Here is a 14527-nt window from a genome sequence, read left to right on the forward strand (position 1 = left end):
AGGGTCTGGTCCTGTAGCGCAAAGCAGTCCATCCATTTGAATGGAATCAAGGTTTATATTCTATGCAGGAGGCGTGATGGCACTTTGCCTAACTATCACTAGTTACCACAAGATCACCCCAGGGCAATGCTCGGAGATCACGGTGGAAAAGGGTGCCGTCAGCATAGGAAGAAGTCCTAACAATGACTGGGTATTACCTGATCCTGAGCGGTTGGTATCTTCTAGTCATTGTGTAGTTCAATTCCGTGAGGGCCGTTACTACATAACGGATAGCAGTACCAACGGTATCGAGTTGGTTCAGGCCGGCGTGCGTCTTCGCCGTGGCAACAGTGAACCGTTGATGGACGGCGAACTCATCCGGATCGGCGATTACGAGATCCAGGCGCGTATCGATTCGGGCTTTTCCGTCGACGAGAGTCGTCAGCCGGGCGCTCAGAGCTTCGAGGCGCTGATGGCCAATCAGGTCGCAGCGTCGAGCTCGCCGATCGCTCCGGCCTCTGCGGCGTTGCTGCAGGGGGCGTCCAGCCACGACACCCTGCCAGATTTGTTCGATTTCCTGGGGGCATCGAGTGTGCCTCCGGCCAGCCAGCCCGACCACGTACCGGCCCAACAACACGATTTCCGGCCACCTGCGCCCGTTGCGCCTGCTCCTGCGCCGCCGCCTCCTGCAGCGCCGGGTATCGGGGCCATTCCAGCGGACTGGAACCCCTTCGACGACAGTCCCGCGCCTGCGCCTTTGCCCGCTGCTGCGCCAGACATCCCGCCCATGCCGGCTTTCGAAAGCCCGTTGGCGGCTGAGCCTGCGCCGCCGATCGCCCCGCCGCAGACGCCTCAGCCGCCGCCCTCAACGCCCGTCGTGGCAGCGCCGCCCGCCCCGCCTGCCGCTGACCAGGGTCTTCTACAGGCATTCCTGCGCGGTGCCGGGATCGACCACCTGCGTTTCGACGCCGAGGATGCGGCTGCGCAGATGGAGGCCGTCGGGCGCAGTTACCGCTTGATGGTCGAAGGGCTGATCGATGTCCTGCGCGCGCGCAGCAGCCTCAAGGGCGAGTTCCGCATGCAGCAGACCACCATCGCCCCCGTGCAGAACAACCCGCTCAAGTTCGCCCCCAATGCCGATGAGGCCTTGCTGCTGTTGCTGCGCCAGGGCAGTCAGGCGTTCATGCCGGCCGACCAGGCCGTGCGCGACAGTTTCGATGATTTGCGTGCCCACCAACTGGCAGTGATGGCCGGCGTCGAAGCCGCCATCAAGCACCTGCTGACCCGCTTCGAGCCTGGGCAACTGGAAGCGCGGCTGGCGCCTGCGGCAGGCCTGGCCAAGCTGTTCGGTGGCTCGCGCCAGGCCCATCTGTGGCAGCAGTTCACCCAGCTCTACGGGCAGATTTCCCGCGAAGCGCAGGACGATTTCCAGGACTTGTTCGGCCGCGAGTTCAGCCGCGCCTACGAAGCCCATACCGCAAGAATGCAACGTTCCTGAGGCTGTGCTTCAGGACCGGAAGAGTTACAGGACGTCATGAGGACGAACATGAATGCAACACGACTGATCACGGCCCTGGCCCTGGTGCTGCTCGGTGCCTGCAGCAAAGACGCGCCCGCACCCGCGTCGGCTGACCACGAGGCGCCCGGCGTCAGCCTGTACTTCAGCGCCGCCGCTGGCCTCAATCCGGGCGCCGACGGCACGCCCGCGCCGGTACGGGTGCGGGTCTACGAGCTGAAGAACGCCGCCGCCTTCGAGCGCGCTGACTATTTCGCCCTGGCCGAGCGCGCTCAGGCCACCTTGGGGGCCGACCTCGTCGATCAGGACGAGGTGCTGCTGCAGCCCGGTCGGCAGTTGCAACTCGACCGTCCGTTGAACCCGGCCACACGCCTGGTCGGGCTGGTCGTCGGCTACCGCGAGGTCGATCGGGCGCAATGGCGCAGCGTGCTGCCGGTGCCGCCACACGACTACCAGATCAGCCTCGATGTGCGCGCCGTGCGCAGCACCGTGGCCACACCACAACCTGTCCCTGCCCGCTAGGCAAACGGAGAACCCATGTCCTGGAACAATCGCGTGGTCTGGTCGGAAGGCATGTTCATCACGACCCAGCACTTCCAGCAGCACGACCGCTACCTGGAGACGTTCATCGATGCCCGCAGTCGCCCGCTGTCCACGGCCGCCTGGGGTTTCTCCGAGTTGCTGATCGACCAGGGCCTGCTGGCCCAGGGCAAGCTGGCGATCATCAGCGCCCGAGGCCTGTTGCCGGACGGTACGCCGTTCGACATCCCGCGTGACGACCTGCCACCGCCGCCGTTGGAAATTCCCGAAGACCTGCGCGATGCGGTGATCTATCTGGGCCTGCCGCTCAAGCGCGCCGGCGCCCGCGACACCGTCGATGAAGGTGAACCGCTGGACGGCGCGCGTTACGTCGCCCGGGTCAGCGAAGTGCGCGACGACAATGCGCCGTTCGAGAACCGCGCGCCGTTGGCCCTGGGCAGTCGCGCCCTGCGCCTGTTGTCCGAGCGCGAGGGCTTGGGCGACTACGCGGCGCTGGGCGTGCTGCGTATCCGTGAGAAGCGCGCCGACCGCGCGCTGATGCTCGATGACAGCTACATCCCGCCCGTGCTGGACGTGGCGGTGAGCGCTACGTTGGCGAATTTCCGCAGCGAACTGCTGGGTCTGCTGCATCAACGCGGCGAAGCGCTGGCCGGGCGCGTGGTGGCTTCGGCCAACGGCGGCGCCTCGGAAATCGCCGACTTCATGCTGCTGCAACTGGTCAACCGGGCGCAGCCGCTGGTCGAGCACCTGGGCCAGCTCAGCCCGCTGCACCCGGAGCGGCTGTTCAGCGAACTGGTCGCCCTTGCCGGCGAGTTCGCCACCTTCACCCAGGACGGCCGGCGTCCGGAGAGCTTCCCGGCGTATCAGCACGATGATCTGGCGGCGACGTTCCAGCCGCTGATGGCTTCCCTGCGCCAAGCCCTGTCGATGCTGATCGACAGCAAGGCGGTGGCCATTCCGATCGTCGAGAAAGCCTATGGCGTGCACGTGGGCATGCTGGCCGACCGCAGCCTGCTGGACAGCGCCAGCTTCATCCTGGTGGTGCGCGCCGATGTGCCGAGCGAAACCCTGCGCAGTCGGTTCGGCCAGCAGAGCAAGATCGGCTCGGTGGAACACATCCGCGACCTGGTCAACCTGCAATTGCCTGGCATCGGCCTGTTGCCGTTGCCGGTGGCGCCCAGGCAGATCCCGTTCCATGCCGGTTCCACTTACTTTGAGCTCGACCGTGGCAGCGAGCACTGGAAACAGTTGCAGCATTCCGGTGGCTTCGCCTTCTACGTCGCTGGCGAGTTCCCTGGGTTGAGCCTGGCGTTCTGGGCCATTCGAGGATAAGCCGCGATGCAGCACGACGATCCTCAAGGCAATGACCGGACCCAATTCATGCCGCGCCCCGGTGGCCGTGGTCCGCAGCCCTCGACACCGGCGCAGCCCGCACCGCCGCCGTTGAGCGTGCCGGCCGAACCGCTGGCGCCTGGGCAGGGCGCCGGGCTCAATCCACTGGAGCAGGCAGCCGGGCCGCTGCTGGCCTTACTCACACGCCTGCGCAACACCATCGCCCATCCCGCCCCGGCCAGCCTGCGCGCACAATTGCTGGCCTACCTGCGTCAGTTCGAGGAGCGTGCCGACGCCGCCGGTGTGCCGCGTAACGAAGTGCTGCTGGCACGCTACGCCCTGTGCACCGCCCTCGACGAGGCGGTGCTGAGCACCCCGTGGGGCAGCAGCAGCGACTGGGGCAAGCAAAGCCTGCTGATCACCGTGCACAACGAGGCCTGGGGCGGGGAGAAGACTTTCCAGTTGCTCGAACATTGCCTGCAGAGCCCGCGTGAGCGCTTGAACCTGCTGGAGCTGCTGTACCTGTGCACCAGCCTGGGTTTCGAGGGCCGCTATCGGGTCATGAACGGGGGCCGCGCGCAGCTCGAAGCGCTGCGCGAACGCACCGCCGCAGCCATCCGCGGCGCCCGTGGCGAGATCGAGCGCGAACTGTCGCCGCATTGGCGCGGCGTCTCGGTCAGCCGCGACCGCCTGGCGCAGTTCATCCCGCCATGGGTCGGCCTGGCCGTGGCCCTGGCGTTGCTGTTGCTGTTGTTGTTCGGCCTGCGCATGAAGCTCGCCTCCGACGCCGAGCCGGTGTTCCGTGGTATTCACGCGCTGGGGGAAATTCCGGTGCAGGCCATGGACCGTCCCGTGGTGCAGCCCAAGCCCGTTGAGCGCCCGCGTCTGGCCGGTTTCCTGGCCGATGACATCAAGGCTGGCCGGGTCTCGGTCGAAGATGCGGTCGACCGTTCGGTGGTGACCATTCGCGGTGACGAACTGTTCGCGTCGGCCAGCGCCAGCATCAAGGGCGACTTCGAGCCCCTGCTGCAGCGCATTGCCGCGGCCGTCTCCAAGGTCAAGGGCAATGTGCGCGTGACCGGGCACAGCGACAACCAACGCATCGCCACGATCCGCTTCCCCTCGAACTGGGCGCTGTCCCAGGCCCGTGCCGAAGAGGTCAAGTCGCTGCTGGTGGCGCGCACCGGTCAGGCCGAGCGTTTCACCGCCCAGGGGCTGAGCGACACCGAGCCGTTGGCGTCGAACGACACCGCGCAAGGCCGGGCGAAGAATCGTCGGGTGGAAATCACAGTTCTGGCGGAGGGCGTCGAGTGAAGGCGTTTTTCAGTTTCGTCATCCGCTGGGTGATCCCGGTGCTGGGGCTGATCGCCCTGAGCCTGATCATCTGGTTCCTGGGTCCGCTGCTGGATGTGCTGGCCCCGCCTGCGCCGCGCTGGATCCTGATCATCCTGCTGTTCGCGGTGTGGATCGCCTACCGCACCTGGCGCATCGTCCAAGCCCGCCGCCAGGCGGCCAAGGTGCTGGAAAGCCTGGCTGCCGAGACGGCGCCGGACCCTACCAGCCTGGCCACTGCCGAAGAACTGGCGACCCTGCGCCAGCGTATGGACGAAGCCCTGGTGCTGCTGAAGAAGGCGCGTCTGGGCGGCGACGAGCGGCGTAATCTCTATGAGCTGCCTTGGTACGTGATCATCGGCCCGCCCGGCTCGGGCAAGACCACTGCGCTGATCAATTCCGGCCTGCACTTCCCGCTGGCCGCGCAACTGGGCGAAGGCGCCATCCGCGGCGTTGGCGGCACGCGCAATTGCGACTGGTGGTTCACCGACCAGGCCGTGCTGCTCGACACCGCTGGCCGCTATACCACCCAGGACAGCCATGCCCAGGTCGACAAGGCCGCCTGGCTGGGCTTTCTCGACCTGCTCAAGCAGCAGCGCTCACGGCGTCCCATCGATGGCGCGTTCATCGCCATCAGCCTGTCGGATCTGCTGCTGGGCAGCGATGCAGAACGCGCCGCGCATGCCATGGCGATTCGCACGCGGATCCAGGAGCTGTATACCCAACTCGGCGTGCGCTTCCCCATCTACCTGATGCTCACCAAGCTCGACCTGGTGCCTGGGTTCATGGAGTTCTTCGACAACCTGAGCAAGGAAGAACGTGCTCAGGTGTGGGGCATGACCTTCGCGCTGGATGAGGGTCAGCAGGGCGAGGGGCCGGTGGCGCAGTTCGAGCAAGAGTTCGGCCTGCTGGAGACGCGTCTGAACCAGCGGTTGGTCGAACGCCTCCAGCAGGAACGCGACCCGGCGCGGCGCGATCTGGTCTATGGCTTCATCCAGCAGTTCGCGGCGCTGCGTGGCAACCTCAAGAGCTTCCTCGACGGCGTGTTCAAACCCAATGCCTTCGAAGAGCGGGCGCTGCTGCGCGGGGTGTACTTCACCAGCGGCACCCAGGAAGGCAGCCCGATCGACCGCCTGATCGGCAGCATGGCGCAGAGCATGGGCCTGGACCGTGCGCACCTGGCGCGTCAGACCGGCACCGGGCGCAGCTACTTCATCGAGAAGCTGTTCACCGCCGTGGCCTTCGCCGAACGCGGGCTGGTGGGCAGCGATCCCAAGGTGGAGCGTCGACGCAAATGGATCGCACGCGGTGCCCTGGCCTTGAGCGTGGCTCTGGTGCTGGTGGTCGGCACCTTGTGGACCTTGAGCTACCGCGCCAACCAGCAGTACATCGCCGAAGTCGACAGCCGCCTCAAACCGCTGGGCAAGAGCGTTCAGGAACTGAGCCCGGCGCAGCGCGAAGTGATCGAGGTGCTGCCGTTGCTCAATGCCGTGCGCCGCCTGGCCAACGATCCGCCCAGTTGGGCCGAGGGCCTGGGGCTGTATCAGGGCGATATGCTCGAGAGCGAGTCCGATAGCGTCTACCGCAAGCTGCTGATCGCCATCTTCGCCCCGCGCCTGGTTACCCGCATCGAGGAGCAGTTGTATGCCGGTGGCCCGTCGGATTACCTCTACGAAGGCCTCAAGGCCTATCTCATGCTCGCCGACAGCGAGCATTACGACGCCGACTTCATCAAGGCCTGGATCAGCCTGGATTGGGAGCGTCATCTGCCGCGCGATCTGGCCCCGGAACAACGTCAGGCACTGGAGCAGCACCTCTCGGCGCTGTTCGACAAGCGCCCGCCCAATGCGCGACTGGATCAGCGCCTGATCGACGACACCCGCCGTCAGTTGCAGCAATTGCCGGTGGCGCAACGGGTGTATGACCGGGTCAAGCGTCAGAAACTGCCGAACGGTGTCAGCGATTTTCGCCTCAGCGACGCGGCCGGTCGCGATGCGGCGCTGGTGTTCCAGCGCAAGAGCGGCAAGCCGTTGACCGATCCGCTGCCGGGCATCTTCACCGTCGACGGTTATCGCAAAGCGTTTCTCGCCGCCAGCGTCGCCCACGCCGAAACCCTGGCCGAGGAGCGCTGGGTGCTGGGTCGCGAGCTGAGCGAGGCCAGCGATGCCAAGCGCCTGGCCGACGACGTGCGCCAGCTCTATTACCAGGACTACATCCGCCAGTGGGATGCGCTGCTGGCCGATCTCGATTTCGTGCCCATCACCAGCGCCGGGCAGGCTGCCGACGTGCTGCGCGTATTGTCCGGGCCGACCTCGCCGCTGAAGAAGCTGCTGCAGGCGGTGGCCAAGGAAACCGACCTGCAACAGCCGACCGTGCTCGACCAGGCCCAGGCCAAGGTGGAGCAGGCCGGGGTTGATCAGTTGCGTCAGCGCCTCGGTGGCCTGCTGGGCGACACGCCGATTCCGGGCACCGAGGCGCAGGCGCGCGAGGTGGACCCGGTCACGGCCCACTTCGCTGAACTGGCCGAACTGGTCGCCAGCGGCGAGGGCCAGCCGAGTTCGCTCGACGGCTTGCTGGCCGACCTCAACGCGCTGTACGTGCAAGTCAGCGCCATGGTCGGCGCCAGTGGCGATGCCTTGCTGGGCGAGGCCAAGAACCAGGCGCAGGCGGCTTCGCAGCGCGTGTCGCTGGGCGCGGCGCGCCAGCCCAAGCTGGTGCAGAACCTGGTCGGTTCGGTGGTCGGCTCGACCAACGCCATCGTCATGGGCGGGGTGCGCAATCAGCTCAACGCCGCCTGGACCAGCGAGGTGGTCAATGTCTACCGTCAGTCGCTCAGCGGGCGCTATCCCCTGAGCGCCGGCAGCCCACGCGATGCCACCCTGGAAGACTTCGGCCAGTTCTTCGGTGTGGGCGGGGTGATGGACAACTACTTCCGCAAGTACCTGCAACCCTACGTCAACACGGCCACGTCGCCCTGGAGCTGGCAGCCGGGCGCCGCGCAGAAACTGGGCATCGGTGGCGGCGTGCTGAACACCTTCCAGCGCGCCGCGACCATTCGCGATGCCTTCTTCCGCACCAGCGGCGGCCTGCAACCGGGGGTGCGTTTCGAGCTCAAGCCGGTGGCGATGGACGCCTCGATCACTCAGTTCCTGCTCGACCTCGACGGTCAGCAGGTCAGCTACGACCACGGTCCGAGTCGCCCGGTGTCGCTGCAGTGGCCGAACCCCAACAGTATCGGCGTGGTGCGCCTGTCGATCTCGCCCCCGGCGGCCAGCGGTCGCTCGGGGATGACACTGGAGGGGCCGTGGGCGTGGTTCCGCTTGCTCGATCAGTCCGATCTCAGTGCCGGCAGTTCGCCGGAGCGCTTCAACCTACGCCTGCGCGTCGATGGCGCCAGCGTGTCCTACGAGCTGCGTGCCAGCAGCGCGTTCAATCCGTTCCGCAGCCGAGTGGTCAGCGGTTTCAGCCTGCCGGAGCATTTGTGAACGACGTGGGTTTCTACGGGAAAATGGCCTGTCGCGGCGATTTCGTCAGCCGCGACCTGCCGCAGACCTTCATCCAGCCCTGGGATCAGTGGCTGGCCGCTGGCATTCAAGCCAGTCAGCGGCAGTTGGGCGAACAGTGGCTACAGGCCTACCTGGTCAGCCCATTGTGGCGCTTTGCCTTGGCGCCCGGCGTGTGCGGGCCTCAGGCGGTGACTGGCGTCGTGATGCCCAGCATCGACCGGGTCGGGCGCTACTTCCCGCTGACCGTCGCTCAGGTGCTTGGGCCGCAGACGTCGCTGGCGGCGATCGTGGCCGGCAGCGATGCCTGGTTCGAGGCGGTCGAGGCGGCATTGTTGGACACGCTGGAGGAGGGGGCGCCGTTCGACGCGTTCGAGCGCGCCGTGCAGCCTTATGGCGCCGACAGCACGGGCATTCAGGGCGCGGCATCCGTACCCAGCGTCGGTGGCCTGCAACGCTTGGTCGCGACCACCCCCGAGGGCCGCGCACACGCGCTGGCCGAGTGCGCCTGCGAAGGCATGAGCCTGTGGTGGGGGCGCGGCTCGGAGCGCATCGCGCCGGGCCTGATGCGTTACCCGGGTCTGCCGCGCAGCGAGCACTTCGCCGCATTCCTGTTGGGCGACGAGGGAGGCGGGGTATGACGACCCTGCATTACAGTGCCGCCAGCTACAGCCACGTGGGCATGGTGCGCAAGATCAACGAGGACGCCTGCCTGGACCTGGCGGCCGATGGCCTGTGGGCTGTGGCCGATGGCATGGGCGGTCATGCGGCGGGCGATTACGTGGCCAGTCTGACTGTCGACAGCCTGCGTCAGTTGCCGTTGCCGGCGCCGCTCGAGGCGCGCGCCCAAGCCGTGCGCGACACCCTGGTGCGGGTCAACCGCGCGGTCCGTGAGGAAACCCATCGTCGGGGCGTGTCGATGATGGGCAGCACGGTGGTGGTACTGGCCGTGCGCGGCGACCAGGGCGTCGCGCTGTGGGCCGGCGACAGCCGTCTGTACCGCCTGCGCGACGGACGCATCGAGCGCCTCAGCCATGACCACAGTTATGTCCAGGAACTGCAGGACAGTGGCCTGCTCAGCGAGGCCGAGGCGCGCGTGCACCCACGCGGCAACATCGTCACCCGCGCCATCGGCGTGGAGGATCAGCTCCAATTGCAGAGTCTCTCGGTGCAAGTCCGTCCCGGCGATACCTACCTGCTGTGCAGCGACGGCCTGACCAAGACCGCCGAAGACCTCGAAATCGGCGAGGTGCTGCACCACGCCGACCCCTATCAGGTGGTGCGCGGGCTGGTCCATCTCGGCCTGACCCGTGGCGCTCCCGACAACATCACAGCCGTGGTGGTGAAGGCCAATTGAAGAACGACATCGACATGCAGATCCCCGGTTTCGACATCGACGGCGAAATTGGCCAGGGCGCCATGGCCAGCGTCTACCTGGCCACCCAGCGTTCGCTGCAACGCAAGGTGGCGCTGAAGGTGATGGCGGCCAGCCTGGCGGCCGATCCGACCTTCTGCGAGCGCTTCCTGCGCGAAGGCCGCACCCTGGCGCGCCTGGCGCATCCGAACATCGCCACCATCCACGACATCGGCAATGTCGGCGAGCTGTACTACATGGCCATGGAGTACCTGCCGGCCGGCACGCTCAAGGAGCGCATCGCGGCGGGTTTGAGCGCCGAACAGGGGCTGGTCTACGTGCGGCAGATGGCCCAGGCGCTGGGCTATGCCCATGCCCAGGGCCTGGTGCACCGTGACGTGAAACCGGCCAACATCCTGTTCCGCGCCGACGGCACTGCCGTGCTGTCGGACTTCGGCATCGCCAAGTCGCTGGATGACCACACCCAGTTCACCCAGGCCGGCTTCGCCATCGGCACGCCCAGCTACATGAGCCCGGAGCAGGCGCGCGGGCTCGAGATCGACGGGCGCGCCGACCTCTACGCGCTGGGCGTGGTGCTGTACGAAATCCTCGTCGGCAAGCTGCCGTACAACGGTGTCGACGCGCTGTCCACGGCGCTGGCGCACCTGACCGAACCGCTGCCGGAACTGCCCATCGAGCACGGCCGTTATCAGGACATCCTGCACGGCTTGCTGGCCAAGGATCCTACTGCACGCTTCGCCGATGCCGACGCGCTATTGGCGGCGTTGGACCGTCTGCCCGCCGAGGGCGACAGCACGGTGTTCATGCCCGTGGCGAGCATTGGGCCGGACTCGGTGTCCGCGCCGGCGCCGGCGTTGGGCGGATTGACCCCGGTCTCCATCGACATTCCCCAGGCCGCTGCGCGCCCAGAGCCGATCAAGCCGCCACCTCTCCAGCCCCAGCCCGCGCCTGCGCCGTCCAAGGCTGCGAAGAAAAAGCCTGCGGTCGCCCTGCTTGCGGTGGCCATCGCGGCGGGGCTGGGGTTGGCTGCCGGTGGCTACTGGCTGTTCAGTGGCGGTGACGAGCCTGCCGTCGAACCGCCGGGGGTGCAGACACCGTCTCACGCCCAGACACCGCCGCCTCTGGCGACAGCCGCCACGGACGATCAGCGTCCGCTGCTCATGCCCGGCAAGAAGACGCTGTTCCAACGCGTGCTGACCAAGCCTGGCGCGCGCCTGGCCGACAGTCCTGGAGGTCAGGCGGGCGAGCCGCTGCCGGCGTTCTCGGTGCTCTACGTCTACCAGCGCAAGGACGTCGACGGTCAGTCCTGGGTGCAGGTCGGTGCCGCCAGCGACGGGCAGCGTGAAGGCTGGCTCGCCGCCGAGCAGACCAGTGACTGGAAGCAGAGCCTGGTGCTCAAGTTCACCGAACGCTCCGGCCGCGCGCCGGTGATGTTCATGCGTCAGCCCGACGACGTGCAGCAGTTGCTCGACGACAGCAACCGCGCCCGCGCGCAATTGCTCCAGGCGCAGAACGATCCGGCCCAGGCGCCCGAGGTGCTGGCGCTGGAGCCTACCGCCAACGCTGTGCCGCAAGACCAGTTCTACCTGATGCCGATCTTCGACTACCGCGAGAGCTTCGACGCCGACGGACAACCTGCGCAGTTGCTCAATATCGCCTCGATCGATCCCGGTGCGGGCGCGTCCGGCGAGGCCGCCAAAGCGTCCCAGGCGCCTGCCACGGGCGCAGCCGACAACAACTTCCGTACCGGCATCGTGCTGGTGGTGGACACCTCGGTGTCGATGCAGCCCTACATCGACCGCGTGCGTCAGGTGGTCAGCGAGCTGCAGGCGCAGTTGGCCGAGCGCGGCGAACTGGACAGCGTCAGCTTCGGCCTGGTGGGCTTTCGCAACAGCATCAAGCGCACGCCGGGCCTGGAATACCTGAGCAAGACCTTGGTGACCCTGGATGAAGGGCGCGATCCTGCACGCTTCCTCAAAGCGGCTTCACAGGTGAAGGCCACCACGGTGTCCAGCCAGTCGTTCAACGAGGACGCCTTTGCCGGGGTGATGCAGGCGGTCGAGGGCATGGACTGGTCCGGCTATGGCGGACGCATCGTGCTGTTGGTCACCGACGCGGGCGCGCTGCGCAAGAGCGATCCGCAAAGCAGCACGCAGATGAACGAAGCCGAAGTCCGTCAGGCAGCGTTGAGCAAGCAGATCAAGATCTACGCGCTGCACCTGCGCACGCCCGCCGGGATCAAGAACCACGGTTCGGCCGAGCAGCAGTACCGCGTGCTCACCGCCGACAGTAACCCGCGCATTGGCGATCTCTACGTAGGCGTGCCGGGCGGTGAGGTGAATGCCTTCGGCGAACGGGTGCGGGAAATTGGTTCGACCTTCGCGGACCTGGTGCATCAGGTCCGCAGCCAGCAGCCGCAGCCGGTGCCGATACTGGGCGCCGGCTCCAGCCTGGCGGCCAAGACCCAGGCGGTGGGCTACGCCATGCACATGGACTTCCTCGGCCGGCGCAGCGCCAGCCAGGCGCCGCAACTGGTCAGCGCCTGGACCGCCGACCGCGACCTGACCAACCCGGCGCTGCCGACCCTGCAAGTGTGCGTGATGCTCACCAAGCTGCAGCTCAACGACCTGCAGCAATCGCTCAAGCTGATCGTCGATGCCGCGCGCAAGACCCGCAGCTCGCCGGGCGACTTCTTCAACGAGATCGCCAGCGCCAGCGCCTACATGAGCCGCGACCCGAGTGCACTGAGCAAGGGCGCCAACCTGGCCCAGGGCGGTGTGCTCGGCGAATACCTCGAAGGCCTGCCGTATCGCAGCAAGTCGTTGAGCATGACCCAGGACCTGTGGCTGTCGCTGTCGGTGGCCGAGCAGGAAGACTTCATCGACGAGCTGGAGTCGAAGATTCGCCTCTACGAAACCTTCCACAACGACATGGCTAACTGGGTGCGTTTCGGCAAGGCCGAGCCGGGCGACGCCTTGTACCGTGTCCCACTGTCGACGCTGCCGTGATGATCAACGTGCAGGGGGTGCGCAAAACGCGCGGGCAGGGTGCCCAGCGCTACAGCCTGGAGATCGGCGAGCTGCATCTGGCGGCCGGTGCGCAGGTGGCGCTGGTCGGCCCCAGCGGCTGCGGCAAGAGCACCTTGCTCGACCTGCTGGCGCTGGTGCTGGCGCCGGACGCTGCCGAGCGTTTCAGTCTCGAACTGGACGGTGCCGCGCAGGACATAGCCGGGTTATGGCGGGCGCGCCAGCTCGATCGCCTGGCGGCGCTGCGCAGCCGCCATCTGGGCTATGTGCTGCAAGCGGGCGGCCTGCTCGGGTTTCTCGATGTGCGCGGCAACATTCGCCTGCCGCGCCAGTTGCTCGGTCTGGCCGATGACGGTGGCGTGGAGCGGCTGGCGGCGGCGCTGGACGTCAGCGATCAGTTGGACAAGCGGCCGGCAGATCTCTCCCTGGGCCAGCGTCAGCGGGTCAGCTGTGCCCGTGCCCTGGTCCATGCACCGACGCTGTTGCTGGCCGACGAGCCGACGGCGGCGCTCGATCCGCTCAACGCCGAGCGGGTGATGCAGTTGCTGCTGCGCCAGGCCGAGGCGCACCGGGTGACCTGCGTGATCGCCACCCACGACGAGACGCTGGCGCGCAACGCCGGGCTGCGGGTGCTGCGCATGCAGTGCCGCCGCGATGCCGATGGCGGCGTCACCACCACCCTGGAGCAGGCCGCCTGATGCGCCCGCTGCTGATCGCCAGGCTGGCCTGGCAGGACTATCGCACCGACGCGCGGCTGTCGGCCTGCGCGGTGCTGGCGCTGGTAGCGGTAATTGCGCCGCTGCTGGTGCTGTTCGGTCTGAAGTTCGGTTTGATCGGCAGCCTGACCGAGCGCCTGCAACGCGACCCCGGTGTGCGCGAAATCATCGCGCTGGGCGGCGGCCGCTTTAGCGCCGAGTTCATCGCGCGGTTGGCAGCGCGCTCCGACGTGGCCTTCGCCATCCCGCGCACCCGGCAGATCGCTGCCACCGCCGAGCTGTTGCTGCCGGCGCAGGGGCGCGGGGTGACGGTCGAGATGCTGCCCACCGCAGCGGGCGATCCGCTGCTCGATGGCGCGGTGGCACCGGACCCCGCCGATCTGCGCGATGTGGTGCTGAGCTTCACCGCTGCAGAAAAGCTTGGCGCGCGGGCGGGCGATCGTCTGCTGGGCAGTTTCAATCGCCAGCAGGGCGGCGATGTGCAGTGGCGGCAGACGCCGTTGCATGTGCGTGCGGTGCTGCCGCTGGCGGCCTTCGAGCGCGACGGCCTGTTTGCCTCGCTGGCGTTGCTGGAGGCAGCCGAAGACTACCGCGACGGCCGCGCGGTGCCTGCGTTGGGCTGGAGCGGCGAAGCGCCGGACGCGGTGGCGGCTGCGGCGCGGGTCTATCCAGCGTTTCGCCTCTACGCCCGCACGCTCGACGATGTGGAGCCGCTGCGGCGCTTTTTCGCGGAGCGCAAGCTGCTGGTGTCGACCCAGGCCGCGCAGATCGCCCAGGTGCAGTCGCTGGGCCGCAACCTGGACCTGGTGTTCTGGATCATCGCCAGCCTGGCGGTGGCCGGCGCCGTAGCGGCCACGGCGGCGGGTGCGGTGGCGGCGGTGCAGCGCAAGCAGCGCGAACTGGCGGTGCTGCGCCTGCTGGGCCTGGGCACCGCCGCGCTGTTGCTGTTCGTGGTGTTGCAGGCCTTGTACAGCGGGTTGTTGGCGGTGTTGTTGGCAACACTGTTGTACCTGCTGGCCGAGCAAGGCCTGAACCGCTTGTTCATGCAGGTGCCGGGTGAATACGCCGCGCATCTGCTGCCCATGCACTATCTCGTCGCACTGCTGGCCGTGCTCTCGGCCAGCACCGCCGCCGCCGCCCTGGGCGGCTGGCGAGTGGCGCGGATCGACGCTTCGCAAGGAATTCGTGATGTGTAAATCAACCGCAGC

Annotated in this window: 10 protein-coding genes; all 10 read left to right on the plus strand. The window is 67.3% G+C overall.

Annotated features, from left to right (window positions below; genetic code table 11):
• The first annotated feature begins 76 nt into the window (after window positions 1–76).
• From tagH to NJ69_RS20445, 10 genes are read left to right on the plus strand one after another with little or no spacing between them, the layout of a single operon-like run.
• Window positions 77–1477 carry a type VI secretion system-associated FHA domain protein TagH gene (gene tagH, locus NJ69_RS20400; protein WP_039582634.1) on the plus strand — a complete coding sequence of 467 codons (1401 nt, stop codon included), beginning with the start codon at window positions 77–79 and terminating at the stop codon, window positions 1475–1477.
• 48 nt (window positions 1478–1525) lie between these two features.
• Window positions 1526–2017, plus strand: coding sequence for a type VI secretion system lipoprotein TssJ (gene tssJ, locus NJ69_RS20405; RefSeq protein WP_052192174.1), 492 nt, complete (start codon window positions 1526–1528; stop codon window positions 2015–2017).
• Window positions 2018–2032: 15 nt separating this feature from the next.
• Entirely contained in the window at window positions 2033–3367 is a 1335-nt protein-coding gene (gene tssK / locus NJ69_RS20410) for a type VI secretion system baseplate subunit TssK (protein ID WP_039582636.1), read from the plus strand.
• 6 nt (window positions 3368–3373) lie between these two features.
• The gene (locus NJ69_RS20415; protein WP_039582637.1) at window positions 3374–4681 is read left to right on the plus strand and encodes a DotU family type VI secretion system protein; all 1308 of its coding nucleotides are present in this window, start codon (window positions 3374–3376) and stop codon (window positions 4679–4681) included.
• Window positions 4678–8184 (plus strand): type VI secretion system membrane subunit TssM, encoded by a 3507-nt coding sequence (tssM, locus tag NJ69_RS20420; protein ID WP_039582639.1) that lies wholly within the window; start codon window positions 4678–4680, stop codon window positions 8182–8184. Before NJ69_RS20415 ends, tssM begins: the two co-directional genes overlap by 4 nt.
• A complete protein-coding gene (tagF, locus tag NJ69_RS20425) occupies window positions 8181–8843 on the plus strand; it encodes a type VI secretion system-associated protein TagF (RefSeq protein WP_155290555.1) in 663 nt (220 codons plus the stop codon). The genes tssM and tagF overlap by 4 nt, the downstream gene beginning before the upstream one ends.
• On the plus strand, window positions 8840–9559 hold the full coding sequence (locus tag NJ69_RS20430) for a PP2C family protein-serine/threonine phosphatase (RefSeq protein ID WP_039582640.1): 720 nt from the start codon (window positions 8840–8842) through the stop codon (window positions 9557–9559). The genes tagF and NJ69_RS20430 overlap by 4 nt, the downstream gene beginning before the upstream one ends.
• An 8-nt stretch (window positions 9560–9567) precedes the next feature.
• Window positions 9568–12585 (plus strand): serine/threonine-protein kinase, encoded by a 3018-nt coding sequence (locus NJ69_RS20435; protein WP_039583334.1) that lies wholly within the window; start codon window positions 9568–9570, stop codon window positions 12583–12585.
• Window positions 12585–13301 carry an ABC transporter ATP-binding protein gene (locus tag NJ69_RS20440; protein ID WP_039582641.1) on the plus strand — a complete coding sequence of 239 codons (717 nt, stop codon included), beginning with the start codon at window positions 12585–12587 and terminating at the stop codon, window positions 13299–13301. The genes NJ69_RS20435 and NJ69_RS20440 overlap by 1 nt, the downstream gene beginning before the upstream one ends.
• Complete coding sequence (locus NJ69_RS20445; RefSeq protein WP_039582644.1) at window positions 13301–14515, plus strand: FtsX-like permease family protein; 1215 nt, start codon at window positions 13301–13303, stop codon at window positions 14513–14515. The genes NJ69_RS20440 and NJ69_RS20445 overlap by 1 nt, the downstream gene beginning before the upstream one ends.
• Window positions 14516–14527 lie beyond the last annotated feature (12 nt).

It is taken from the genome of Pseudomonas parafulva, assembly GCF_000800255.1.
Taxonomy (GTDB): domain Bacteria; phylum Pseudomonadota; class Gammaproteobacteria; order Pseudomonadales; family Pseudomonadaceae; genus Aquipseudomonas; species Aquipseudomonas boreofloridensis.

Coding starts and splice junctions, on each gene's coding strand:
- NJ69_RS20415 (WP_039582637.1), top strand. CDS start 3,374: ATGCAGCACGACGATCCTCAAGGCAATGACCGGACCCAATTCATGCCG.
- NJ69_RS20440 (WP_039582641.1), top strand. CDS start 12,585: ATGATCAACGTGCAGGGGGTGCGCAAAACGCGCGGGCAGGGTGCCCAG.
- NJ69_RS20430 (WP_039582640.1), top strand. CDS start 8,840: ATGACGACCCTGCATTACAGTGCCGCCAGCTACAGCCACGTGGGCATG.
- NJ69_RS20445 (WP_039582644.1), top strand. CDS start 13,301: ATGCGCCCGCTGCTGATCGCCAGGCTGGCCTGGCAGGACTATCGCACC.
- tagH (WP_039582634.1), top strand. CDS start 77: ATGGCACTTTGCCTAACTATCACTAGTTACCACAAGATCACCCCAGGG.
- tssJ (WP_052192174.1), top strand. CDS start 1,526: ATGAATGCAACACGACTGATCACGGCCCTGGCCCTGGTGCTGCTCGGT.
- tssK (WP_039582636.1), top strand. CDS start 2,033: ATGTCCTGGAACAATCGCGTGGTCTGGTCGGAAGGCATGTTCATCACG.